This window comes from Pseudarthrobacter sp. S6, assembly GCF_050156575.1.
In the GTDB taxonomy this organism is placed as follows: Bacteria; Actinomycetota; Actinomycetes; order Actinomycetales; family Micrococcaceae; genus Arthrobacter.
Genome location: NZ_CP189581.1, coordinates 1,076,119 through 1,099,836, shown reverse-complemented (window position 1 = coordinate 1,099,836; position 23,718 = coordinate 1,076,119). Strand labels below are relative to the sequence as shown.

Genomic DNA, 23,718 nt, shown 5'->3' with positions numbered 1-23,718 from the left:
AGTTTTGTCAGTGCCGGTTGCTATATTTTGTGAGATGTCGGGATGAGGGGGACAGCATGACCAGCACTATTTATGCTTCGGTGGGCGATGCGCTGGCCGAACTTGCAGCAATAATCAGCCGCATTCAGGCCAAGGATCCGCTCGCTCCTGTCACCGTCTTAGTCCCGTCCCACGCTTCCGGGAGGGATCTGGCCCATTTCCTAGGTAGGACCCTCAACGCTGGCGCAGGAAGTGCGGGCATCAAAGCACTCACGCTGAAAGACCTGGCTAGCGACCTCATCGCCGACGAGCCCGCCATCGACGGGAGACGCCCGCTTCTTCCGGTACTCCGGCTGGGGGCAGTAACAAAGGTCCTGACCGACGAACCCGGGCTCTTCAAGGATGTCGCTGACCAGCCCGCCACCGCCCGCGCCATAGCCAAGACGGCCGAGCTGCTGGATGCAGTACCGGACCTCTCCGACCCTGCACTCCCCGGCCTCATGCATGAAGTTCTTCGAATCCACGGCATGGCCAAGCAGGCGCTCGGACCACAGTGGTACACGGACCATGAGGCCTTTGCCCTCGCGGGCAGCAAACTTGGAACCAGCGCTGTGACGCGGCGACTCGGCACTGTTATCGGCTTCATGCTGGGCGCCGAGACCCGGCCCTCACCGGCCGTCTTCAAAGCACGCCTCGAAGCGGCCGGGATGCAGCAGATCACTGCGTCCGGGTCCGCGGAGAGCGGAACAACCCTTATGACCGCTTCAGACGCCGACGACGAAGTTCGCGCCGTCGTCAGGCTCGTCGTCGAAAAGCTGGCAGCAGGCACTCCGGGCCACCGCATAGGTATCTTCCACTCCGCCGCCCAGCCCTACGCCTCCTTGCTGACGCAGCGGCTTAGCCAAGCCGGAGTTACGTTCGTCGGCCCGGCAGCCCACCGGCTCGTGGACTCGCCCCTCGCACGCGGCTTCCTTCAGTTGCTGAAACTTGACCCGCAGCTTCCCGACACGCGAGCCATCCTGAACATCCATGCGGAAGGCACATTTGTCTGGCAGGAACAGCAACTGCCCAGCAGTGCCATGTGCGAAAGGCTTTACGCCAACCCACCGGCCGAAGAGGACGCCGTCGGGAAAGACCCTGCTGCCTTCGCCTCCCGCCTTGAGCGGTTCGATATATTCCAGTCCTTTGCCGAAGCACTTGCGGCCCGGCTTGGCCAAGTCCACACGGCTGCAACCTGGTGCGAGGCATCAGCAGTGCTGGTCTCGCTTCTTGAAGATTTTATGGGCCCCCGCACAGCCGCTGAACGGCCCGAAAAGACTGCTGCCCGCGACGCCCTGGTCGAGGCCGCCCTCGATCTCCGGCACCTCGACGGCGTCGGACCCACGCCCCGCCCTTCGCTCATCCGAAGTGCCATGGAAGACGCGGTCGCCTCCAAAGGCGGCTGGACCGGGAAAAGCGGCACGGGCGTCGTCATCGGCGGGTATGCTGACGCCGTAGCCAGGGACCTCGACGTACTGTTTCTTCTCGGCGCGGCGGAAGGGCTGGCACCGGCAAGAATCCGGGAAAATCCGCTCCTTCCGGACAGCGTTCTGACCATGTTGGGCGGTGGTCTTCCGGCTGTGGAGGAGCGAGCAGAGGCTAGCAAGCAACAGTTCTTGGCTGCCCTCGCTGCGGGATCGGAACGGACTATCACAAGCCCACGCGGCGACCTGCGCGGATCCGGCAGCTACCAAATCTCCCGCTGGATCACCGCCAAGCCCGAGAATCAGCTGCAGTCCTTCGCCCACGGCATAGAGAATGGCGCTCCCACGTCAGCCGCAATTCCCCCGACGGCCCAAGAGTGGCGGCTGCGCCGTATCCTTACCGCACAGGAGCGTACAGCGGCGCTTCCGGACGATACTGCGCTGCAGCGCGCACTGGCTGCTACCCGTGACCGGCGCGATGGCATCTTCTCCAGGTTCAACGGCAACCTCGGCGCCCATGCCGGGGCCATCGTTGACCCCGAAAGAGCGCTGTCCCCCACGCGGCTCGAAGACTGGGTGACCAGCCCGTTCAGCTACTTCCTGAAGCACGTCCTGAAGGTGAACATCCTGGAGGACGCCGCATTGGAGGTGCAGATTTCGCCGCAGGAGCGGGGCACCCTTGTCCATCAGATACTGGAGGACTATGTCCGCGGCATCACCAAGGACGGCCGTCCGCCGTCGTCGGACCGCCTCATGGAGCTGGCAGACGCGGCCTTTGCGCATTTCGCCAACCCGGCGTGGCTCAGCCACGTCTGGGAGCGCAACCAGGCCATGATCCGCCAGGATCTGACGCGGGTGCTGGAAGATGACAACGAGAGGTTTGCGGACGGCTGGAGCTACCTCGCGGAGGAGGCAAGCTTCGGTCCGGAGGACACGGACAGCTATCCGCCGGTTGAGCTGGCCCTTGAGGACGGCGCCGTGATCCGATTTCGGGGGAAAGTGGACCGGATCGACCGCCACAACGACGGCCGGATCCGGGTCATCGACTATAAGACCGGCAAGTCGGAGAAATATAGGCCACTCAAAAACCATCCCACCGCCGAGGGCACCCGGTTTCAGCTGCCCGTCTACGGCCTGTTCGCGCGGACCCTCGCCGACCGATTGTCAGCCGTCGCGGCTGAGTACTGGTTCATCTCGAAAGCAGGCGACTTCGCGAAAATCGGCTACCCCGTGACTGACGAGGTAATGGAGCAGCTGCGCACGGATGCGGGTTCCATCATTTCTGCGCTGCGGAATGGGGTTTTCCCCCCTCGGCCCGAGTCCGACCGCTACGTCAACTTCACCACCATGATGGGCGCGCCTGAGCTTGGCCAGCAGTGGCTAAAGCTCCAAAATGCCCACGAACTGCAGCCCTATGCCCAGCTTCTAAAGGCGGAGAAATGAAACCCCAAGTCCTGGAACTCACAGACCAGAGCGACCGCACGCTGATCGAGCAGGAGCTCGAAGCGAACATCTTCGTCGAAGCGGGCGCGGGCAGCGGCAAAACGCACGAACTTGTCGAGCGCATCTGCTCAATGGTCGACGCCGGCGTGGAACTTAAGAGCGTGGCAGCCATCACCTTTACGGAGAAAGCGGCAGGCGAGCTTCGGGAACGGGTTCGCCGGCAGCTGGACGACGCCAGCCCGTCAGACCTGCGCCGGCGGGCCCTCGACCAGCTGGACACCGCACCCATCGGCACCATCCATTCTTTCGCTGCCCGCGTCATCAGCGAACATCCGATCCAGGCCGGGGTCCCGCCCCTGATCACCGTGGTGGATGAGCTGCGGTCCCAGATTGCCTTTACCCGCCGATGGGAGGCTGCGCGACAAAAACTCTTCACTGATCCATCAGTCGACGACGCCCTCCGCATCCTCCTCGCTGTCGGCGTTTCGCTGGACCACCTGCAGAACGTGGCGTCTGACCTGGACTCGAACTGGGACCGGCTGGAAAGCCACCCTCCGCAGCGGCGCCACATCCCCGCTGTGGACCTGGGCCCGCTTCTGCGCCAGACCTCCGAGGTCCTCGCACACGCTGACCGCTGCAACGACCCTGCCGACAAGCTGCTCACGGCTTTCGAACACATCAAGAGCTGGCGCGGCCGACTCGCCGAGGCCGAAACCGGCGAATTGGGCCTGGTCCTCGAGCTCTTGCATTCCGTTCCGCAATCTGGCTTCGGCGGTGGGCAAAAGGGCAACTGGTCCGTCAACGTCGCTGACGTGCGGAGCTCCTGCAAAGACCTGGCGCAGCAGGCGATCGCCCTGCGCAACAGCTTTGTCCAGCCCGCCATTGAAACTGTCACCGCCGCCATTGCTGAGGTTCTTCTGCAGGCTGCCCGTGAACGCCAGCACAGCGGCGAACTCGAGTATCACGACCTCTTGATTCATGCCCGGAACCTCCTTGTCGGTGAGGAAAAACGTGCCGTCCATGCGGCACTTCACGATCGCTACCGCTGCATCATGCTGGACGAATTCCAAGACACCGACCCCGTCCAGGCGGAACTTGCAACCCGCATTGCGGCCGACGAGATCTGTGGGGTGGACGGCTGGGAGCAGCTAAGGGTCCCGCCAGGGCGGCTGTTCACCGTCGGGGATCCGAAGCAGTCCATTTACCGTTTCCGCCGTGCTGACATAGCCACCTATCTCGCGGCCCAGCAGCGCTTCTCCGGTGACCCGTCGTCGAGCATCGCCTCGCTCCGGACGAACTTCCGCTCCACCGGAACGCTCCTCGACTGGATCAACGGAACGTTCGGGCAGCTCATTATGGCGAGCGGCACCATCCAGCCTGAATACCACGCGCTGACGCCCGATCCCCAGCGTCCCGCGTGGAGTGACGACTACGGCCCGGCTGTGTCGGTCATCGGGCGCGCGGGCGCCCAGCCCGGTGAATCGGGAAAGGTCACCGCTGACGACATGCGCCGGCAGGAAGCGGCCGACGTCGCGGCAGCGATCAGAATTGCAACCGGCACCGCAGGGCTGCCGGGCTGGCAAAAGCAAAGCAAGCGATCCGGTGGTTTCGAATGTTCGCCAGTCGAGCTGAAGGACATCTGCGTACTGATCCCCACCCGTACGTCCCTTGCCTCGCTCGAGGATGCGCTGGACGACGCCGGCATTGAGTACCGTGCCGAGGCGTCTTCACTGGTCTACTCCACGCAGGAGGTCACCGACCTGCTGCTCACGATGCGGGCCATCTCCAATACAGCGGACGAAGCCGCGCTGGTGCTGTCCCTGCGGTCGGCGATGTTCGGTTGCGGCGATGATGAACTGTTCGAATGGAAGCAGGGCGAGGGCTGGTGGAGCCTTTTCTCGGACGTACCGGATGCCCTTAAGGACTCACCCGTCGCGCAGTCCCTCAAGTACCTTGCCGCCTTGTGCCGCGACATTGAGGTGCTGACGCCTGCCGAGATCATGGAACGACTTACTAGCGACCGGCGGATGCTGGAGGCAGCCGTTGATGCCCCGCGTTACCGGGATGTCTGGCGCCGGCTCCGCTTCGTCGTCGACCAGGCCCGTGCCTGGACCGAGGCCACGCACGGCGGCCTGCGAGACTACCTCGTCTGGGCTGCCGCGCAGCAGGAGGAGAATTCTCGGGTCAAGGAAGCCGTAGTGCCGGAGACCGATGTCCAGGCTGTGCGGATCATGACCATCCATGCCTCCAAGGGGCTGGAATTTCCCATGGTGATCCTGGCCGGCACTGGCTCCGGGCCTAACAACCAAAAAGCTGCAGCCCTCTGGGATCAGGGTTCCCAAGTGCAGGTGAACTTCATCCGCGACATCCGGTCGGCCGGTTATGGTGCCGCGGAGGGAGTGGAGAGCCTGTTCGGCGAGGCAGAGCGGATCCGGCTGCTTTACGTTGCGTGCACACGCGCGGAAAGCCACCTCGTCGTATCCCACTACGTAAACGCCAGAAGCAGTCTCGGCCAGTTTCTGAGGGACGCAGACACGGCCTCGGCACCGGACCTCGATATTCCGGCGGACTTACCGGTACAGGCGAGAGCGTCCCATGAGGTCCTGCCCGTCGAAGCGTTCGACGCGTGGCAGCAGCGCCGCACGGCGTGGCAGAACAACTCCGCCATCGCATCCTCCACGTCCGTAACCGCGACTGCCAAGGGAGCCGCGGACCTGGCCGGGTTTGAACCCGATGGGGCGCCGCGCTTTGTCAGTATCGAGGAGGACGAAGCACTGCCGTCATTCGCAGCGCCGGGCAGGGAACACGGCAAGGAATTCGGTACGGCCCTGCACCGGCTGCTGGAGCTCAGCCAGCTGCGGGAAGCCGGGAACTTCGATGTGCTCGCCGAGAGGGTCGCCAACGCGGCCGGCCTCGCGGATCCGGCCGGCCTCGCGGAACGGGCCCGCTCCGCGCTGGGGAGCCAGCCCGTTCAGCGCGCCGCGGAACGGGAGCACTGGCTCGAACTGCCGGTCGTCACCCCGGCTGCTAGTCTCACGCTGGAGGGCATCATCGACCTCATGTACCGCGAGGACGACGGGACACTGGTTATCGCCGACTTCAAAACCGACATCAGTATCACCCAAGAGAGGCTGGCAGCATACTGGCGCCAGCTCTCCACCTATGCCCGAATGGTGGAGAGCATCACGGGTCAGAAGGTAAGTGAGCTCGTCCTCATTTTCTGCCGGGCTGGAGACGCTGAAATTCGCCGCCGGCCACGGCAGGGTGAAGCAGAGAGCAAGGCATAGATGCCGGATGACGTCACCACCAACGGTGGCGGCACTCGGAATTCTGGCACGCCCACTTCGGCAGGCCCCACTCAACGTGGCCGGTGGCCGGGTAGATGCGCTGTTCATCCATCACGACGCAACCAGCGAATTCCGCTTTCGGGTATTGCTCCACTGTTTCGCGCATGACCATGCCATAGACAATGCGCCAGGACTCATTCCCGCACACCGGACATTTTCGAGTCGCGGGGGCCTTCTTTGTTGTTCCGTCTTTAGCCATGCAAGCAACATAACCGCGGTCCCGGACATTCCAACAAGTTACAAAAATTTCTTACGTCTAAGCAGATTTTGTATTCGCCAACTGGTTTACGCCGTCAACCGCTCAGTTGCGTACTTGTTCAGGGGCACGCCGTGATTGGCAGCCTCAATCGCTAGCTTCCGGTGAAGCTCTGGGGGTACTCGAAGGTTGAGCCTGCCACTAAAGGTTTGGCTCGCAATTGGCTGAGGCACTGGCTCGCCTGACCGGGTAAGTTCGTCGATAACTTCGGACACCAGGCGTTCAATGCCCCGGAGCGCCTCGAACTGGTCCTCATCCAACCAGGAGAGGGACGGGAACTCGAGAACCGTTGCCACAAATTCTTGGTCCTCCGGCGACCACTGAACCGAGTATCGGTACTGCGCCACCGGGGACGGCGCGGCAGTTGCTTTAGGGGTTGGCATCTACTTCTCCTTGCTCCGATCGATAGCAGTATTGGCTTGCTTCTCGATCTTGTCGATGCTCGCCACATGCACTATGGTGCCACTTTTGGCACCAATTCTCAAGATGTGCCTGCCCCTAAAAGCGCCCCTGCCAGAACTTCGGGAACGATTCACGGACCCGGGCTCAAAGCAGGCGCCGTCGTCGGGCATGACCTGGCAAGCTCCGGCAACCACAGCCCGGCATACATCAGCCAGCCCGGGACAACAAAGGGCGCGCCGAGCCAATGCCAGACGCGCCCTCTGTTCACACGAACCCACGAAGGGGTCCAAAGTACCTGATTCAGTCGATCAGCACCGACTCCTTGGCACCCTCCGAGGCTTCAACAGCCGAGGGAACGTTCCGTTTCCGGTGGTTCAGCCAGTTCGCCGCCGCCAGGAGCGCCACGAGCGCGAAAGTGCTCAGGAGCTGGGGACGGGAATCCTCGCCGATGAAGCCCACAGTGAAGATCGCCGCGAGGATGAGCAGGCCGAAGCACGTGAGCCACGGGAAACCTGGCATCCGCAGGGGAAGCTCCGTTCCCTCACGGTCGGCGCGGAGACGCAACGCGAGCTGGGCCAGGAGTGCGGAGGTCCACACCAACAGGCAGGTCGAGCCCACAATGTTGAGCAGGACGCCGAGCACCATTTCGGGGAAGGCCAGTTCCAAAACAACAGTGACAACGCCGAAGGCGACGCTGGCCAGGACTGCGACCACGGGAACCTGGGCCTTGGACACGGACGCCAGCCAACGAGGTGCCTCGCCCCGCTCGGCCAGGGAGAACGCCATCCGGGAGGCGCCGTAGAGGTTGGCATTGAGGGCGGAGAGCAGTGCTGCCACTGCTACCAGGGTGATGGCGGTGGCTGCGCCGGGCATACCGGCGGCTTCCAGCACGGCGGCGAACGGGCTCTTCAGCCCTGCCGAACCCACGGGAACCACTGCGGCGATGATGAAGATCGAACCGATGTAGAAGACCAGGATGCGCCACAGCACGGTCCGGACTGCCGTCTTCACACTGCGGGCCGGCTCGGCGGTCTCAGCTGCCGCCACGGACACAATCTCGGTGCCGCCGAACGCAAATGCCACCACGAAGAGCGCCGTGGCAATACCGGCGAAACCGTCGGGCGCGAATCCGTCGCCAGTGAAGTTGGCCAGGCCCGGCGACTGCACGCCCGGCAGCCAGCCGAAGAGCAGGGCAGCGCCCACCAGGAGGAACCCGACGATTGCAACCACCTTGAGCAGGGCGAACCAGAACTCGAACTCACCGAAGTTCTTCACACTTGTCAGGTTCACGGCGGTGAGCACCACGATGAACACGAAGGCCATGAGCCACACCGGCAGGGCGGGGAAGATGGTGGCAAGCAGGCCTGCCGCACCGAGCGCTTCGGCCGCGATGACCACCACGAGCTGCAGCCACCAGAGCCAGCCCACCGTGGCACCGGCCACCGGCCCGTAGGCCTTGGCGGTATAGACGGAGAAGGCGCCGCTGTCAGGATTGGCGGCGGCCATCTCGCCGAGGGCCCACATCACCAGGATGATGAGCGTGCCGGCCACGAGGTAGGAGATCAGCACGGCCGGGCCGGCAGCCTGGATGCCGGCGCCGGAGCCGATGAAGAGGCCCGCGCCAATGGCGCTTCCGAGCCCCATCATGGTGAGCTGGCGGGGTTTGAGTGCGGCGCCCAGTGCGCGGCCAGACGTCATTGTCTGTTGTTCCATGGAGTTTCCTCTGGTTGTAGGCGGAACGGATTGCTAAAAAGTCAGTCGGTTGTCAGGCTGCGTGGGCTTCGAGGAGCCGGAGCACCCGGTCGTTGGAGGCGGGATCGGCCACGGTGATCCGCACGCCGTCCCCCTGGTACGCCCGGACCAGGATGCCCGCGCGGTCGCACGCGTCCACCAGTCTCGCCAGGAGGCTCTCATCCGCACGGATCCACAGGAAATTGCCCTGGCTCGCCTGCAGTTTCCAGCCCTGGGCTTCCAGCTGCCCAGCCATCCGTGCGCGCTCCCGCCTGACGGCGGCCACCCGCGCTTCCATCTCCACACGAGAGTCCAGCGATGCGATGGCCGCCTTCTGGGCCAGCGCGCTCACCGCGAAGGGAAGCGCGGTGCGGCGCAGTCCCTCCGCGATGTCCGGCGCCGCCACGGCGTATCCCACCCGCAGGCCGGCGAGTCCGTAGGCCTTAGAGAAGGTGCGCAGGATGCAGACGTTCGGGTACCGGCGGTAGAGCGCCAGGGAATCGGGGCCGCTGCCCGCTTCGGCGTATTCCACGTAGGCCTCGTCGATCACCACGAGAATGTCGGACCGGACCGACTGCAGGAACGCCTCGACGCGGTCATGGCTGATCGGCACGCCAGTGGGATTGTTGGGGGTGCAGAGCAGGATCACCTTCGTGCGGGCAGTGACGGCCGCGGCCATGGCACCGAGGTCGTGGCCCTCAGCCTCATCCAGCGGGATGCGGACGGGCCGGGCGCCTGCCAGTTCAACCAGGATGGGGTAGGCCTCGAAGGAGCGCCACGCGAAGATCACCTCATCCCCGGCGTCGCACAGTCCGGTGATGATCTGCTGGAGGACGCCCACGCTGCCGGGCCCCACCGCGACCTCCCCGGCGGTGACGCCCAGGTGCCGGGCGATCCGTTCGCGGAGTTCGACGGCGGCCATGTCCGGGTAGCGGTTCATGGTGCTGGCCGCTTCTGCCACCGCAGCGGCGGCAGCTGGCAGTGGACTGTAGTGGCTTTCGTTGCTGGCAAGGGCCGCGATGTCCATGCCATCGCTGCGCCGGCCCGGGACGTAGGACGGAAGGCCCGTGACGGCGCCACGAAGGGTGGGCAGCGCGGGTGCGGCCAGGAGTTGATCAGGGGTCATGAGCACTGATCATGGTTGTGACCCCGCGCACATTGCAAGATACGCTCAAGCCATTGGGACTTCTGCTCAACTTCAACTGTCTGTGGTGAAAATATGACCATCGCGAACTCTCGCACCCTCGATTCCCTCGACGGCAGGATCATCCTGGCCCTCGACAAGGACCCCGAAGCCAGCGCTCTGGCACTCTCCCGGACGCTCGGCGTCGCACGCAACACCGTCCACGCCCGGCTGGCGCGGCTGGAACGCAGCGGCGCCCTCCGCTCTTTCAGCCGAAGGCTGGATCCCGCCGCGCTTGGCTATGACCTGATGGCCTTCCTCTCACTGTCCATCAGCCAGACGCGGACAGGTGCGGTGGAAGACGGGCTCGCCGCGATCCCGGAGGTCATCGAGGTGCACGCCACCACCGGGGACGCGGACCTCATGGCCAAGGTGGTGGCACGCAGCACGGCAGACCTATACCGCATCACCAACCAGATCCTGGAAATCGAAGGGATCCAACGGACCAGCACGGCCATTTCCGTGCTGGAACTCATGCCGCCCCGCTACGACGGCCTCCTGAGCCGGCTGTCGGAGCAGGAATCCCGCCCTTCCAACTAACCGCGGGTGATGCGCGCCACAATTGGGCATATTTTCACGTAGCCTGGCCTCCTCCTGCCAAATATCCCAGTCGAACTCGCCTCTCTTGCCTATACGTGTGCCAGCCCACAAGCTTCCTGCATGACTACTCTTACCGTCTCCGGCCGCGTGGCGCAGGTTCTCAGCAGCTACCTCAGCGACGTCTTCGGCGTCATGGGCAACGGCAATGTCTACTTCCTGGACGCCGCGGAAAAGCTGGGCCTCCGCTTCTCCGCCGTCCGGCACGAAGGCGCGGCCATCGCCGCGGCCGACGCCTACTACCGGGCCTCGGGACGCCTCGCGGCGGGCACCACCACCTACGGCCCCGGCTACACCAACGCACTCACCGCCCTCGCAGAGTCGGTCCAGGCGCAAATCCCCGTCGTGCTGGTCACCGGGGACGCACCGAGCAGTGGCGCCCGGCCCCAGGATGTGGATCAGGCGGCCATCGCCGCGGGCCTCGGTGCGGCGACCTTCACCGTCACCCGCGACGCCGCGGGCTCCATCACCCAGCAGGCGGTGGAGTACGCACTCACCAAGCGCACCGCCGTCGTGATTGCCATTCCCTACGACCTCGCCGCACTCGAGGCTGCGGACGAAGAGCTTCCCGCGCCGCTGACACCGGCGGTGAGTGACGACGTCGACGGCGGCCTCGGGCAGGTGGCCCGCCTGCTCGCCGGGGCGAAGCGGCCGCTGATCCTGGCCGGCCGGGGCGCGCACCTCGCCGGCGCCGGCCCGGAACTCCGCGAACTCGCGGACCGCCTGGGCGCGCTGACCGCCGGAACCGCCCTGGCGCTCAACCTCCTCCACTGCGAGGGGTACCTGGGCGTCGCGGGCGGTTTCGGCACGGACACTGCGGCCGGGCTCATGGGCGAGGCCGATGTGGTCCTGGTGGCCGGGGCGAGCCTGAGCCCCTTCACCATGCGGTTCGGGCACCTGCTCGGCCCGGACAGCACGGTCATCCAGATCGACGCCGCCCTGCAGCCGACCAACCCCCGGGTGGACCTGTTCGTCAGCGCGGACGCGAAGTCCGCTGCGGCGCGCCTCCTCCGGATGCTGGACGACTCTGCTTCCGCCGACGCGTGGCGCGCCGAAGCCCGCAGGCGCCTCGCCGAAGGACCGGGCCACCAGGCAGGCTCGGACGAGACCCCGGACGGCCGGCTGGATCCGCGTTCACTTGCCACGGCACTGGATGCCGTGCTGCCGGAGCGCCGCACGGTGGTCCAGGACGGCGGGCACTTCGTCGGCTGGGCACCCATGTACTGGAACATCCCCAGGCCCCAAGACCTGGTGATGGTGGGGACCGCCTATCAGGCCATCGGGCTGGGCCTTGCCAGCGCCGTCGGGGCAGCCCGCGCACTGGAGGACGGCCGCACCCTGGTGCTGGCCTCCGGCGACGGCGGCTTCCTGATGGGCCTGTCCGACCTCGAATCGCTCATTGGTACGGCGGCGAGCGCCGTCGTCGTGATCTACAACGACGCCGCCTACGGCGCCGAAATCCACCAATACGGCTCCCAGGGCCTGACCGAAAAGCCCATGCTGATCCCCGAGGTGGACTTCAGCGGGATTGCCCGCGCACTCGGTGCCGAGTCCGCGATCATCCGCTCGCTGGCGGATCTTGCTGCGCTCACGGAGTGGATCGACGCCGGCGCCAAGGGAACCTTCGTGGCCGACTGCCGGATCACGTCCAGCGTCCGGGCACCGTGGCTGACCGAATGGATGAACGCCAAGCAGGCAGCCAAGGCCGCGGTGGCGGGGTAACTGACCCGGGCGGGCAGGGAAAACCGGCCTTCCTGGAGCGAATCATCGGCAAGCTGGGCGGACACCTGAGGCTAGTTGTCATATACGTCTCGCCGGTGCCCCATCGAGAGCACCAAAACGATCAGTTCCTGGTCCCAGACCTGATAGATGATTCTGTAGTCGCGGACCCTGATGCGCAACTGCCCCGGCCTCCCAACCAAAGACTTGGCGGCGACGGGACGGGGATTCTCAGCAAGCAGGCTTAGCGCGTCAAGCAAGAACTTCTGCACGGGACGGTCAAATTTGTGCAACTGCTTGCGGGCTGCAGTCGATAGCCGGACTTCATAGTGGCTATTCGCCAAGTTCAATGCCGAGTTCCGCTGCCACATCCTTCAGCGAGTACGTCGGCTCACCGGCCTCCGTCGCGGCCAGGGCGCGGTCCGCTGCTGCCATGTCCTCCAGATCCTCCAGCGCCTGAAGCGCCCTCTCCGCCAATTCCGGGTCCATGACCACCGCCACGGTCCTGCCATGGCTCAGGACGCGGACAGGTTCCCGGCGCGCCGAGTCCAGGGTTTCAGCCCACCGCTGGCGGGCTACTGTTGCACTGACCTCATTCATAGCTAAATTGTACAATTTAGCTACTCCGTAGCGTATAGGTTGCGGAAGAAATCTTGGGCAGTTTAACCGTGCCGTCCCGGTACCGTTTACGTGTGACTTTGACGCACCCGCCGCAGCTCGCCGATCCCGTAATCAGCTCCCTTGTGGGCGCCACCTCGCTAAGCCGCGGGCGTACCTACGCGCGCAAGGCTGCGGTCTTCAACGTCGAATGGAATCCCAAGAACCTGGAACTAAAAGGCAAGGTCCAGGGCAACCGCGACGCGCCTTACCGAACCAAGGCGTCGTTCAAGCAGGGCGTAGACGGCCTCCGCCTTGAATGGGGGTACTGCTCGTGCCCCATGGCGTACAACTGCAAGCACGTGGCTGCGCTGCTCCTGGAAATCAGCAGCGGACCCGCGATGGAGCAGCCGATGCTCTTGGAGATGGCACCTGAGCCGAAAGGGAAAACCCCACCGACTGCCAAAAAACCCGTGGGAAAGGCAGCCACGAAGCAGGCGCCGCCCCATCCGTGGCAGCGGCAGCTCCACAGCCTGCTGCACCCGCAGGCCGCGCCCCGGTACACGGCATTCAACCCCCACGCCAACCGGTCCACCCCCGCACGTACGCTGCAGCTCGGCGTGCAACTGGAGCTTCAGGAAACAGCGCCCGGCCGGACCTGGTCCCCGCCGGGGCTGAACGATCCCTGGGACAGCCAGGCGGCCACAGCCATCAGCCTGGCGGCCCGCCCCGTGAAGCTGGGCGTCAAGGGCAAGTGGGTCACTGCCCAATTGCGCTGGGATACCTTCGGACGTTCAAGCTACGGCTACCAACTCGAGGAATTCAAGCCGGAACAGATCCGCTGGATGCGCGCGTTCGCCGGCGTCTACGCCATTGAAGGGGTACCCAGCACCGGCACGCACCTTTCCGTGGATCAATTCCACAGCCCGCTGCTCTGGCAACTCCTCGCCGACGCGAAGGAAGCAGGCGTGGCGCTGATCGCGGCAAAGTCCGGAGAGGCTGTGGCCATCCACGACCCCGTCACCATCTCCATGGACCTCCGCGAGCACGACGGCGGCCTCCGGCTGAGCCCGCACGTCACCGTCAATGACGGGACTGAGTCACCCGACCACCGCGCGATGGGGATGATCGGCCGGCCCGGCCATGGCGTGTTCTGGTGGGATCCCGCCACAGGGCCGGGCACCAGTACTGCCCCGGCCGGCTTCCACCTCGCCCCGATCATTTCGTCCGTCCCGGAGACCTTCCGGCCGCTGATCCGGCACCGCACGGAACTGCTGGTTCCGGCATCGGCCCGCAGTTCCTTCCTGGGCGAGACCTTCCCCCAGCTGGCGCAGGCAACCGACATCGTATCCAGCGACGGCTCGGTGGAACTGCCGCAGATCCTGCCTCCGGAACTGGTGCTGACGGCCACCCATGAACCCGGCATCCTGCAGCTTCAATGGCATTGGGAGTACGCCTCAGCCGGCACCACCACCCGCCAGCCGCTTACCCCCGGCGGCGGCGGGCACCGGGACCCCGGGGTCGAAGCCCAGTTCCTGGCCGGCGTGGCGGCTGCACTGGCCGCGTACCCGGCAGCGTGGCGGGAGCAGTTCCCGGACGCCCGGTCCGGGCACACCGGCAGCACCGAACCGGCCGTACTCAAGAGCGTCGCCGCCGCCCGGTTCACCACCGAAGCGCTCCCGCTGCTGGAAAAGCTCGAGTACGTCCGGGTGGTCATCGCCGGCGAGGTCCCGGACTACAGCGAGCTGACAGACAGTCCGCTGGTCAGCGTCAGCACCAAGGAAACGGACGACGGCGACTGGTTCGACCTGGGCGTCAGCGTCACCCTGGGCGGGGAAGACGTCCACTTCCAGCAGCTTTTCCATGCCCTCGCCACCGGCGAGGAACACCTGATGCTCTCCAGCGGGAACTATTTCCGGCTCGACCAACCCGAATTCCTGCAGCTGCGCCGGCTGATCGAGGAAGCCCGTGCCCTGCAGGACCAGGAAGGTCCGTTGCGGATCAGCCGGTACCAGGCCGCGCTTTGGGAAGAATTTGAGGAACTGGCCGCCACCGCGGAGCAGGCGGATGCCTGGCGGCGGAGCGTCGGCGGGCTGCTGCAGTTCTCGGGGATCCAGGACGTGCCGCAGCCCGAAGGCCTCCACGCGTCGCTGCGCCCCTACCAGCAGGAAGGCTTCAACTGGCTGGCCTTCCTGTGGGAGCAGGGCCTGGGCGGCGTGCTCGCCGACGACATGGGCCTGGGCAAGACCCTGCAGGCCATTGCCCTGGTCTGCCACGCAAAAAACGGCATCGGCGTCCCGGACCGGGACGCCGATGCACGCCATCCCTTCCTGGTGGTCGCCCCCACCTCCGTGGTGCCCAACTGGGCCGCGGAAACCGAACGGTTCGCCCCCGGGCTGCGCGTCACAGCCGTAACGGACACGCTGCAGCGCAGCGGCACTGATCCCGCGGCACTCACCGCCGGCGCCGACGTCGTCATTGTCTCCTACACACTGTTCCGCCTGGACTACGAGGCCTACGCCGCCCGGCGATGGGCCGGGCTCCTGCTGGATGAGGCGCAGTTCGTGAAGAATCCAGCTACCAAGGCCAGCCAGAACGCCCGCCGCTTCCCGGCCCCGTTCAAGCTCGCCATCACGGGCACACCCATGGAGAACAACCTGATGGAGCTGTGGTCCATGTTCTCCATCACCGCCCCCGGCCTGTTCCCGTCGTCGAAGAATTTCAGCGACTACTACCGGATCCCGGTGGAGAAGGAAGGGGACCCGGACAAGCTGGCGCAGCTACGACGGCGGATCCGGCCGCTGATGATGCGGCGCACCAAGGAGCTGGTGGCCAAGGACCTGCCCGCCAAGCAGGAACAGGTGCTGGAGCTGGAACTGGCACCCCGGCACCGCACCATCTACCAGCGGCACCTGCAGCGCGAACGGCAGAAGGTCCTGGGGCTGCTTGAAGACATGGACAAGAACCGCTTCGCCATCTTCAAGTCCCTCACCACGCTGCGCAGGCTCAGCCTGGACGCGTCCCTGGTAGACGGGAAATACGCGTCCGTCCCGTCCAGCAAACTCGATGCCCTGATGGAGCAGCTCGGCGACATCGTGGCCGAGGGACACCGCGCCCTGATCTTCAGTCAGTTCACCGGTTTCCTGGGCAAGGCCGCGGCGCGGCTGGACGCCGAAGGCATCCCCTACGCCTACCTGGACGGCAGCACCCGGCGGCGCGGTGAGGTGATCGAGCGGTTCAAGTCCGGCACCGCACCCGTCTTCCTGATTTCGCTGAAGGCCGGAGGGTTCGGCCTGAACCTGACCGAGGCGGACTACGTCTTCTTGCTGGACCCATGGTGGAACCCTGCGTCGGAAGCGCAGGCCGTTGACCGCACGCACCGGATCGGCCAGACACGGAACGTTATGGTCTACCGGCTGGTGGCCAAGGACACCATCGAAGAGAAAGTCATGGCGCTCAAGGAAAAGAAGGCAAAGCTGTTCACCGCTGTCCTGGACGACGACGCGATGTTCGCCTCAGCGCTGTCCGCGGACGACGTCAGGGGCCTGTTCGACGGTTAGGTCCTCATCGATTGCTCCGTAACCGCCGTTTTCCAGCCCTGCCCGGTAGCCGGCCATCCCGGCCTACAGCGGAGCGGCACAGTGTTGCGCCGGCAGGCAAGGCTGATCCACGGAATCGCCGTCGGCGGTGAATGGGGCGGAGCCGCACTGATGGCACTGGAGCACACGCCCAAGAAGAACCGGGGCTTCGCCACCTCATTCGCCACCGCAGGCGGTCCCGCCGGAACCATCCTGGCCACGCAGGCACTGTCCGCGGCGGAACAGGGATGCCATCCTCCAGGCAGCCGAGCGGCAGCTTGGTGAGCGGGGGTACGCAAGCGCCACAGTGGCAGCCATCGCCGCCGAGGCCGGCGTTTCGGTCGAGACGGTCTACAAAGCCTTCGGTGGAAAGACGGGACTTGTCCGCGCCCTCTACGACCGAAACCTGGCCGGCGCCGGGTCTCGTCCCTGCGTACAAGCGCTCCGATGCCATGCGGGAACGCGAGACCCACCCGAGGACGGTCATGCGGGAGTGGGGCCTTCTCACTGCCGAGGTAGCTTCCCTGATCACGCCGAGCAGTGTGACTCTCATGGGTCACTATTCAGGTGGCCGTAAGGCGAAAAGGGAAATCTTTGCCGGAATCGCTTCCGTCGCCAGGATCCTTGGCAGCGGAAAGCGCAGCGGCGTACCGCCCTAGCTGTTGTCCCGCCGTCGGGCCTCCTGAGGCCTCCCGTCGCAAGTCTCGTTCAGCCCTTACGGCATTCCCGGGCCCCATCGGACCTGCATTCCCGGAGCCCCAATCGCGTTCCGGAGGAACAGTTATAAACCACTCCCTGTTGAGGAGAACTGAAATGCCTGCAGTAACTGTGACAACCCTTGAATCAAAGTCCTTCAACGAACCGGATGAAAAGCGCCGTCCGCCAAAGACAGAAGTCGACGTGGTCAACATTGGCGGCACCACGCTGGGCAGGTTCACCTTCGAACCGGGCTGGCGCTGGTCCGAGACGGTCAAGACCGTGGTCCACACCGACAGCTGCCAGAACAACCACTTGGGCTTCTGCACCGCCGGCACACTCACTGTTCAGTTGGAAGACGGGACCCGCACCACAATCCACGCCGGTGACGCCTACGCCATTCCGCCGGGCCACGACGCATGGGTTGAAAACGACGAGACGTTCGTGGGGTACGAAATCATGAGTGCGGCCGCATACGCCAAGTCCGACTAAATGATTGAGTCCGATTAGCGCCGGCGACGGGCGCCGTCGTCCTCAGCGGCGGCCGCGCGCAGTCGCACACCCGTCGCTGAGCGCCACCACGTGGCGAGCTGCACGGCACTGCCGGTGGTGGTGCCGCGGACGAGGTGGCCAGCAGATCGTCCGCCTCGACGACGCTGCCACGCTTGTGCCGGGCGGGCTATCGTCCCCGTTCCGGGGGCGGCCCGCAGCGCGCGCCCAGTCGGCAGCACCGCCGTCCAGCACCGCAACGTCGGTGCGGCCGGCGCGTTCGAGGATGCTCGCCGCCGTCATGGCCCGCTCTCCGTGGCGGCACATCACCACGATGGGGCCGGGCGGCAGTTCTGAGAGGCGGTGTGCGAGTTCCCCCAATTCGAGATGCCGGGCGCCGGTGATGCGGCCTGTCCGGAATTCTGCGGCCTGGCGTACATCGACGACGGAGAAGGACGCTTCGGGACCTGTAAGAAGGCGCCCGGCCCCGATCAAAGACGACGTCGCTGCTTCGACGGCATCACCTCCGGCAGGACGGCCGACGTCGAGTTCCCCGGCAAGGGTGTCGAAGCCCACCTTGGCCGCCGCCCAGGCGATATCCTCGGGATCCTGGTCCGGGCTGCGCACGATAACCACTGGCCGCTGCGGATCGGCCAGCCATCCAAGCCAGGTGGCAAACACCGGGCGGAGCATGATGGAAAGGGCGCCGGGAATATGGCCGGCGGCAAAATCCGCCGGCCGCCGGGTGTCCACAATCTGGGCGCCCTGGCCCTGGAGCTCGATGACTTGCTGATGGGGAAGCGGAGTGGGGGCCTTCGCGGTTGCCAGCACGGCGGGTCCGCGCAGATTGATTTCCGCCAGCCGGAGGAAGTAGTCCGGGAAGGTGCCGAGCGAACCGAGCAGGGCAGCGACAAAAGCGTCCTCGCCCGTGGCCTGCAGAAGCGAATTAGTGGCCCGTTCCCGGCCGATCGTCGTCGTCCGTTCCGCCGCCGAGCCCGCGGAACAGAAGGACCCGGCACCATGGGTGGGCCACACCAGGGTCTCGTCGGGCAGTTCCATCAGCAGTTGCAGCGAGCGGTACTGGGCCCGGGCCAAGGGCACCGTCAGTTCCGGGCTGACCAGGTCTGTCCGTCCCGCGCTTCCCACCATCAAAGACCCGCCGGTGAACACACCGGCAAGCTCGTCGCCGTCGATCAGCAAATAGGAAAGGTGTTCGGGCGAATGGCCGGGTGTCGCCAGCGCCTGCAGGGTATACGCCCCCAGGTGCTGCCTGTCCCCGTCCGTCATCGCCGTGTGGGCGAATCCGCGGGGGCCAACCTCCGGTGCAAGAACCGTGGCTCCTTCGGTTTCTGCCAGTTCGCGTACCCCCGAAATGAAGTCCGCGTGCAGGTGTGTTTCGGCGGCGAATGCAATGGTCAGCCCGAGCCGGCGGGCCTCCTTCCGTACCTGACGCACGTCCCGCTCCGGGTCAACCACCAGCGCCAATCCAGCACCTAGATCCAGAAGGTAGGTGGAATTGCCCAGCCCCTCATCAACGATGGGAATCAGATGCAGGTTCACGATGGTACTCCTCCGCTCGTGGTCTGTTAGGTGTGCGGCGATGCCGGCGCCCTCAGTTTGCGCTGAACTCGATCGTCAGTGGGATGGACCGGCCGAGGGAGTCACCGACAGGAGAGGAGCGCTCGATTCGTTCACGCAGTAGGCGGATCTGTTCGTTACTGGCGCCCGGGGAGTCAAGAATGATCCTGTAGGAGATTCCGGTGTACCCCGAGCCCGGTGCCTCGAGCCCAAGATATGCCTGGACATTGAAGTGGCCCGTGGCTTCGACGCGCAGGTCCTTCACCTCGAGTCCGAGCAATGCCGCGTGCAGCGCCACGAGGTCGACGTCGCAGGCGGCCAGCGCTGCGAGAACCGCCTGCATGGCATTGAAGTCCCCGTCACCGCCGATGTGCATGGTCTTTCCTTCAAATTCAACCTCCGAGCGAGATCCGCCCACCCAGCGAGCTGTGACGGTAGGCTGTCTATCGGCCACAGAGGAGTCCTTCCGCACCTCGTTGCGGAACGCTTCCCACCCCGCGGTATTGATTCCGTTAACCTGCGGCATCGTCCTGTTTGCCATCTGACTCTTTCTTTCTTTCTGCTGTGGAATACGGGGCTGCGGTCCGGCCCCCCGTCCGGGAATCGTCCAGTGCCCTCGTCAGCCCGGCAACTGCTGGGGGCCCCAGCCTGATCCTCCCGGGCGGCTAGGGATTTCAGGACTGGTGAACAAACTCAATAGCTTTCTTGAATGGGACACCTCATAAGGGTGTATTGTCAAGAGAAAACTTGAATACAGAAGAGGAGGCGCAATGTCAGATCATGCGGCGAAGGCGCTGCTCTACAACTCACTCGCGCATGCGGCGAAGGGCTTGTCGAATGGCCGGCGGGCCGAGCTGGTGGACGTTCTCGCCCAGGGCGAACGGCCTGTCGAGGAACTCGCGAACGAGATCGGCCAGACCGTGGCCAATACTTCCCAGCACCTGCAGCGGCTGCTGAGGTGCGGGCTGGTCAATACCCGGCGTGAGGGAACACGGGTTTACTATTCGCTGTCCGGCCCCGTAGTGCACGAGCTGTGGCGGGCCATGCGCCAGTTCGCAGAAGAGCACGTGGCAGGGCTGCAGCAACTACTGGCCGACTACGTGGGCGACCGGAGCCAGCTCCGCACCATCACACGGGACACTCTCCAGACCAGGCTACGTGACGGCAACGTGGTGGTGCTGGACGTGCGGCCCGCACCTGAGTACGCCGCCGGCCACATCCGCGGCGCCATCAGCATCCCGGTCAGCGACCTGCAGTCACGCCTTGGCGAAATCCCCGAGGACGCCGAGGTGGTGGCCTACTGCCGCGGTCCCTACTGCGTGTACGCCGACGACGCGGTCCGGATCATGACCGGGAACGGCCTTGAAGCCGCACGCCTCGAAGACGGCTTCCCCGAATGGGCTGCCGCGCGTCTCCCCACTGAGGGCCACATGCCCTAGAACGCTTCGGCGTTATCGAGGGAATCTGCTGGTCCGAGGTGACAACTCGCATCGACGCCGCGGACGCGCAAGGTTTGTGCCTGCCGTGCCGTTCTTGACGCGCTCCCGCCGGCCGATAACGTCATCATCCACCTGTCGCCGGAACCTCGTGAGCCGTCAGAAGCTCCGTTGCGTACTTGTTGAGGGGCACGCCGTGATTGGCAGCCTCAACCGCCAGTTTGCCGTGCAGTTCCGGGGGCACGCGGCCGCTGCCCGCTTCGGCATATTCCACGTAGGCCTCGTCGATCACCACCAGGACGTCGGAGCAGACGGACTGCGGGAAGGCTTGGACGCGTTCGTGGTGATCGGCACGCCCGTCGGATTGTTGGGGGTGCAGAGCAGGATGATCTTGGGGCGCGGTGATGGCCGCGGCCATGGCGTCGAGATCATGGCCCTCAGCGTCGTCCAGCGGAATGCGGACCGGCCGGGCGCCCCCTGTCCGACCTCGAATCGCCACGCGGGCAGCCAAGGCGGCGGCGAGCTAGCACGGGCGGGCGGGCAAGGACGGGCCCCGCTGCAGCTGACCTGGTCAACCCGCCATGGCGTCCACGGTGAATACACGGGTCAGGCCTGGGCATCCAGTAGGCGGATCTGTTCGCGCAGCTTGCCCTCCACGGCGTCAATGTTCTTCAGCCGGACCGCTGAGAATGCAAACACCGCAACCCCCAACAATGAGGTGGCCACGGCGCAGCACAGGAAAAAGAGGCCCCCTGCGGGATCACGAAGGATACCGTAGCCATCGATCAGGATGACCACCGCTGTCCCGGCCGGCAGTGCCCGGAGGACCAGCGAATACGCTCTCCCCTGTTGTGTGAGTTCATCGCGCCAGTCACTGAACAGAGTGGCCAGCGGCAGGACTCCGGAGCGGAGCGCATATTTCATCTGGTCCCGGTGCCCCTCCGGCATGGCGGCGGGCAGCGCTTGGGCCGCGAGTGGTTTCAATACCAGAAGGCTTCCCGCAGCGAGAAGGCCCAGCGAGGAGGACAAGTGATCTATATAGGTGGTGCCTGGATAAAGATCCAGGCACAGGACCATGCAGCAAGGCAGAAGAATGACGAAACATGCTGCGGGAAGCCACGGCAGCCCGCCTTTGGTTCCCGTTGAAATGACGCTGGCCCTAGCTGATGACGGGGTTTGCCGGGCTGACGGCGGCCCGAACCCTTGGGTGGTTGCGGGCGAAGCCCCAGCGCAGGCTGATCACCAGCTCCCAGACCAGGATCAGCAGGAACGACGGCGCGAAGCCGGACTCCGGAAGATTCACGCCACTGACCGACGCAGTGACGATGTTGCCCGCCCCGATGACAATGCCGGACAATGCCAGCACGCGGCCCAACTCCTTCGTCCTGAGGGCAGCGATGGCGGCGCAGAGCACGAACAGACCGGCCGGCAGCAGTCCCACCATAAAGTCGGCCTTGTTCATCTGGGTGAGAATGGCGGCCTGCTCCGGTGAAATCTGGTCACGCAGCGAATAGCCCGAAATGAGAGGGGCCGCGGAACCCAGCTTCACTGCAATCTCGACAACACCGCCGACCAGGGCCACTGCAGCTACCCAGCCCGCAGCGCGCAGGCGCCAGCACACGTAACCGATGAAAGTCATCCAAAACGTGAACGCCAGAAATTCGATGCTGATCGCCGCCTGGGCGGCCGGGTTTGCGGCCATACGTGCCAAAGCATCGAGGCTCTCCTGCCCCGTTGGCGCATCAGGCGTTGCGGCGTCTGCGCCTATGGCAATTGCAGCGTTCGCCACGATGAAATATGCGGCGCCGCTGAAGGCTCCGACCCTGTCCATGATGGTCATGGCCCCCCTTGGCGCCGGCTGTACCGAGCCTCCACGGCCCCCGGATTGTTTGTCGGTTGCTGGGTCTGGACGGGTTTTCATGATGATTCCTTTCCTTTGTTCATCTGTCGATGATGAGGCGGAACTTCCAGAGTTCCGGTGAGCCTTTCAGCGGTATGGGCGCATGATTTTGTTGACTTGGGACGTCCCGCCGGTCCGTTGATGTTGGAGGTACTGTGCTTTCCCGTGCGGTCCCGGAGGACGCTGTCCCAATGAGGCCGAGGCTGAAGACGATGCTGATGGTCAGCCATGCTCTTCGTTGTCCGGATTTCCAGGCCATCGGGGCTCCTTGGTTTTTCTCGTCCATGACCTTTTTTTCATGGACTTGATAGCCATCAGTGTTGATCACGGAACGCAAGTGGCGCGTCGACCCCCGGTAGCCATTCCGGTGTACATCGGCAGGGGATGCGGCGCGGTCATCAGCTACACCCCACGGCGTAGCGGCGCCCGGTTCCCCCGGGTACATTTTGGCCGTGGCTTTTCAGCTCGGGGATGGATAGTGTCCACTCATGGATGGCACACGAAGAGGTGCGCCCGTGCCGGCCGGTGAAGCCTACGGCCGCCTCCGCGTGGTCCTTGTTGATGACGAAGCCCTGATCAGGGCAGGACTGGCGCTGCTGTTGGAGTCAGAGCCGGACATGGTGGTGGTCGGGGAGGCCGGTAACGGCCGCGCCGGCATTGAGGTGGTCGCGGGGCTGCAGCCCGACGTCGTGGTGATGGATATTCGCATGCCAGTCATGGACGGCGTCGCGGCTACCCGCATCCTCACCTCCGAAGAGTTCAATACCGGCCACAGGGAAGCGATACCGGTCCTCATCCTGACTACCTTCAATGAAGATGAGGCTGTCCATGCCGCCCTCCGTGCCGGCGCCTCCGGCTTCATCCTCAAGAACTCGGCGCCACGCATCCTGGCATCCGCCATCCGTGCCCTCGCCGAGGGAGCCGGCTGGCTTGACCCGAATGTCACCCGTAAACTCCTCGAGGAATTTTCGAACAGGCCGGAGCCGTTTCTCCCCACCCCTGCCGAGTTGGATGAGCTGACTCGCCGTGAACGGGAAGTGCTGGCCGCGATTGCCCGCGGAATGAATAACGCCGAGGTCGCCGCAAACCTGTTCCTCAGTGAGGCGACCGTGAAAACACACGTGCACCGCATCCTGATGAAACTTGGGGTGGCGGACCGGGCGCAGGCTGTGGCGGCGGCCTACCGTTTGGGCCTGGTCAAGCCGAACGGACGTGGCTGAGCATTCGAGTCTGAGACGCCATCTCCGATTGCCGCAAGAGTCCACCCGGGGGTGTATGCCATCGCCCATACGGAGGATGGATGAAGGCAATCGTTCCCGGGCGC

Annotated in this window: 21 protein-coding genes and 1 pseudogene; 10 read left to right on the top strand and 12 right to left on the bottom strand. The window is 65.0% G+C overall.

Annotation, left to right across the window (positions count from 1 at the left end):
• The first annotated feature begins 56 nt into the window (after positions 1-56).
• Both ACQCS0_RS05420 and ACQCS0_RS05415 read left to right on the top strand, forming a co-directional pair.
• Positions 57-2,885, top strand: a complete 2,829-nt coding sequence (locus tag ACQCS0_RS05420) for a PD-(D/E)XK nuclease family protein (RefSeq protein WP_426940055.1) — start codon at positions 57-59, stop codon at positions 2,883-2,885.
• The gene (locus tag ACQCS0_RS05415) at positions 2,882-6,172 is read left to right on the top strand and encodes a UvrD-helicase domain-containing protein (protein WP_426940054.1); all 3,291 of its coding nucleotides are present in this window, start codon (positions 2,882-2,884) and stop codon (positions 6,170-6,172) included. The genes ACQCS0_RS05420 and ACQCS0_RS05415 overlap by 4 nt, the downstream gene beginning before the upstream one ends.
• A gap of 13 nt (positions 6,173-6,185) precedes the next feature.
• Here ACQCS0_RS05415 and ACQCS0_RS05410 read toward each other — a convergent pair whose 3' ends face one another.
• From ACQCS0_RS05410 to hisC, 4 genes are all read right to left on the bottom strand, one after another.
• Positions 6,186-6,431, bottom strand: a complete 246-nt coding sequence (locus ACQCS0_RS05410; protein ID WP_426940053.1) for a hypothetical protein — start codon at positions 6,429-6,431, stop codon at positions 6,186-6,188.
• 86 nt (positions 6,432-6,517) lie between these two features.
• Complete coding sequence (locus ACQCS0_RS05405) at positions 6,518-6,871, bottom strand: type II toxin-antitoxin system HicB family antitoxin (protein WP_426940052.1); 354 nt, start codon at positions 6,869-6,871, stop codon at positions 6,518-6,520.
• Between the two features lie 319 nt (positions 6,872-7,190).
• Complete coding sequence (locus ACQCS0_RS05400) at positions 7,191-8,603, bottom strand: amino acid permease (protein WP_426940051.1); 1,413 nt, start codon at positions 8,601-8,603, stop codon at positions 7,191-7,193.
• A 52-nt stretch (positions 8,604-8,655) separates the two neighbouring features.
• Positions 8,656-9,747 (bottom strand): histidinol-phosphate transaminase, encoded by a 1,092-nt coding sequence (gene hisC, locus ACQCS0_RS05395; protein ID WP_426940050.1) that lies wholly within the window; start codon positions 9,745-9,747, stop codon positions 8,656-8,658.
• Between the two features lie 93 nt (positions 9,748-9,840).
• Between hisC and ACQCS0_RS05390 the strand changes: the two genes are divergently transcribed.
• On the top strand, positions 9,841-10,344 hold the full coding sequence (locus ACQCS0_RS05390) for an Lrp/AsnC family transcriptional regulator (protein ID WP_426940049.1): 504 nt from the start codon (positions 9,841-9,843) through the stop codon (positions 10,342-10,344).
• A 120-nt stretch (positions 10,345-10,464) separates the two neighbouring features.
• Positions 10,465-12,123: a thiamine pyrophosphate-binding protein gene (locus tag ACQCS0_RS05385; protein WP_426940048.1), complete on the top strand. Its 1,659-nt coding sequence runs from the start codon at positions 10,465-10,467 to the stop codon at positions 12,121-12,123.
• A 71-nt stretch (positions 12,124-12,194) separates the two neighbouring features.
• Here the strand turns inward: ACQCS0_RS05385 and ACQCS0_RS05380 are convergent, their stop codons facing one another.
• Both ACQCS0_RS05380 and ACQCS0_RS05375 read right to left on the bottom strand, forming a co-directional pair.
• Positions 12,195-12,491, bottom strand: a complete 297-nt coding sequence (locus tag ACQCS0_RS05380; RefSeq protein WP_354154084.1) for a type II toxin-antitoxin system RelE/ParE family toxin — start codon at positions 12,489-12,491, stop codon at positions 12,195-12,197.
• A complete protein-coding gene (locus tag ACQCS0_RS05375) occupies positions 12,454-12,720 on the bottom strand; it encodes a type II toxin-antitoxin system Phd/YefM family antitoxin (protein WP_354154085.1) in 267 nt (88 codons plus the stop codon). The genes ACQCS0_RS05380 and ACQCS0_RS05375 overlap by 38 nt, the downstream gene beginning before the upstream one ends.
• Before the next feature lie 92 nt (positions 12,721-12,812).
• Between ACQCS0_RS05375 and ACQCS0_RS05370 the strand changes: the two genes are divergently transcribed.
• The 4 genes and pseudogenes from ACQCS0_RS05370 to ACQCS0_RS05355 all read left to right on the top strand — a co-directional run bounded on the left by ACQCS0_RS05370 (position 12,813) and on the right by ACQCS0_RS05355 (position 17,483).
• Positions 12,813-16,277 carry an SNF2-related protein gene (locus tag ACQCS0_RS05370; protein WP_354154086.1) on the top strand — a complete coding sequence of 1,155 codons (3,465 nt, stop codon included), beginning with the start codon at positions 12,813-12,815 and terminating at the stop codon, positions 16,275-16,277.
• Between the two features lie 99 nt (positions 16,278-16,376).
• Positions 16,377-16,529: pseudogene (locus ACQCS0_RS05365) on the top strand (MFS transporter); the annotation flags it as partial.
• A 73-nt stretch (positions 16,530-16,602) separates the two neighbouring features.
• Positions 16,603-16,872 (top strand): TetR/AcrR family transcriptional regulator, encoded by a 270-nt coding sequence (locus ACQCS0_RS05360; protein WP_354154087.1) that lies wholly within the window; start codon positions 16,603-16,605, stop codon positions 16,870-16,872.
• 236 nt (positions 16,873-17,108) lie between these two features.
• Positions 17,109-17,483 carry a cupin domain-containing protein gene (locus tag ACQCS0_RS05355; protein ID WP_354154088.1) on the top strand — a complete coding sequence of 125 codons (375 nt, stop codon included), beginning with the start codon at positions 17,109-17,111 and terminating at the stop codon, positions 17,481-17,483.
• Positions 17,484-17,525: 42 nt separating this feature from the next.
• Here ACQCS0_RS05355 and ACQCS0_RS05350 read toward each other — a convergent pair whose 3' ends face one another.
• A complete protein-coding gene (locus ACQCS0_RS05350) occupies positions 17,526-19,040 on the bottom strand; it encodes a rhodanese-like domain-containing protein (RefSeq protein WP_354154089.1) in 1,515 nt (504 codons plus the stop codon).
• 52 nt (positions 19,041-19,092) lie between these two features.
• On the bottom strand, positions 19,093-19,434 hold the full coding sequence (locus ACQCS0_RS05345; RefSeq protein WP_426940047.1) for an OsmC family protein: 342 nt from the start codon (positions 19,432-19,434) through the stop codon (positions 19,093-19,095).
• A 394-nt stretch (positions 19,435-19,828) separates the two neighbouring features.
• Here ACQCS0_RS05345 and ACQCS0_RS05340 point away from each other — a divergent pair, with 394 nt between their 5' ends.
• Entirely contained in the window at positions 19,829-20,497 is a 669-nt protein-coding gene (locus tag ACQCS0_RS05340) for a metalloregulator ArsR/SmtB family transcription factor (RefSeq protein ID WP_354154091.1), read from the top strand.
• Positions 20,498-20,621: 124 nt separating this feature from the next.
• Here the strand turns inward: ACQCS0_RS05340 and ACQCS0_RS05335 are convergent, their stop codons facing one another.
• From ACQCS0_RS05335 to ACQCS0_RS05320, 4 genes are all read right to left on the bottom strand, one after another.
• Positions 20,622-20,993 carry a toxin-antitoxin system HicB family antitoxin gene (locus tag ACQCS0_RS05335; RefSeq protein WP_354154092.1) on the bottom strand — a complete coding sequence of 124 codons (372 nt, stop codon included), beginning with the start codon at positions 20,991-20,993 and terminating at the stop codon, positions 20,622-20,624.
• 107 nt (positions 20,994-21,100) lie between these two features.
• Complete coding sequence (locus tag ACQCS0_RS05330; protein ID WP_354154093.1) at positions 21,101-21,478, bottom strand: hypothetical protein; 378 nt, start codon at positions 21,476-21,478, stop codon at positions 21,101-21,103.
• Positions 21,479-21,653: 175 nt separating this feature from the next.
• The gene (locus ACQCS0_RS05325) at positions 21,654-22,334 is read right to left on the bottom strand and encodes a hypothetical protein (RefSeq protein ID WP_354154094.1); all 681 of its coding nucleotides are present in this window, start codon (positions 22,332-22,334) and stop codon (positions 21,654-21,656) included.
• A 100-nt stretch (positions 22,335-22,434) separates the two neighbouring features.
• Positions 22,435-22,722 (bottom strand): hypothetical protein, encoded by a 288-nt coding sequence (locus tag ACQCS0_RS05320; RefSeq protein WP_354154095.1) that lies wholly within the window; start codon positions 22,720-22,722, stop codon positions 22,435-22,437.
• Positions 22,723-22,909: 187 nt separating this feature from the next.
• Between ACQCS0_RS05320 and ACQCS0_RS05315 the strand changes: the two genes are divergently transcribed.
• Positions 22,910-23,614: a response regulator transcription factor gene (locus ACQCS0_RS05315; protein WP_354154096.1), complete on the top strand. Its 705-nt coding sequence runs from the start codon at positions 22,910-22,912 to the stop codon at positions 23,612-23,614.
• Positions 23,615-23,718: the final 104 nt, after the last annotated feature.

Coding starts and splice junctions, on each gene's coding strand:
- ACQCS0_RS05420 (WP_426940055.1), top strand. CDS start 57: ATGACCAGCACTATTTATGCTTCGGTGGGCGATGCGCTGGCCGAACTT.
- ACQCS0_RS05415 (WP_426940054.1), top strand. CDS start 2,882: ATGAAACCCCAAGTCCTGGAACTCACAGACCAGAGCGACCGCACGCTG.
- ACQCS0_RS05410 (WP_426940053.1), bottom strand. CDS start 6,431: ATGGCTAAAGACGGAACAACAAAGAAGGCCCCCGCGACTCGAAAATGT.
- ACQCS0_RS05405 (WP_426940052.1), bottom strand. CDS start 6,871: ATGCCAACCCCTAAAGCAACTGCCGCGCCGTCCCCGGTGGCGCAGTAC.
- ACQCS0_RS05400 (WP_426940051.1), bottom strand. CDS start 8,603: ATGGAACAACAGACAATGACGTCTGGCCGCGCACTGGGCGCCGCACTC.
- hisC (WP_426940050.1), bottom strand. CDS start 9,747: ATGACCCCTGATCAACTCCTGGCCGCACCCGCGCTGCCCACCCTTCGT.
- ACQCS0_RS05390 (WP_426940049.1), top strand. CDS start 9,841: ATGACCATCGCGAACTCTCGCACCCTCGATTCCCTCGACGGCAGGATC.
- ACQCS0_RS05385 (WP_426940048.1), top strand. CDS start 10,465: ATGACTACTCTTACCGTCTCCGGCCGCGTGGCGCAGGTTCTCAGCAGC.
- ACQCS0_RS05380 (WP_354154084.1), bottom strand. CDS start 12,491: ATGTGGCAGCGGAACTCGGCATTGAACTTGGCGAATAGCCACTATGAA.
- ACQCS0_RS05375 (WP_354154085.1), bottom strand. CDS start 12,720: ATGAATGAGGTCAGTGCAACAGTAGCCCGCCAGCGGTGGGCTGAAACC.
- ACQCS0_RS05355 (WP_354154088.1), top strand. CDS start 17,109: ATGCCTGCAGTAACTGTGACAACCCTTGAATCAAAGTCCTTCAACGAA.
- ACQCS0_RS05345 (WP_426940047.1), bottom strand. CDS start 19,434: ATGCACATCGGCGGTGACGGGGACTTCAATGCCATGCAGGCGGTTCTC.
- ACQCS0_RS05340 (WP_354154091.1), top strand. CDS start 19,829: ATGTCAGATCATGCGGCGAAGGCGCTGCTCTACAACTCACTCGCGCAT.
- ACQCS0_RS05325 (WP_354154094.1), bottom strand. CDS start 22,334: ATGACCATCATGGACAGGGTCGGAGCCTTCAGCGGCGCCGCATATTTC.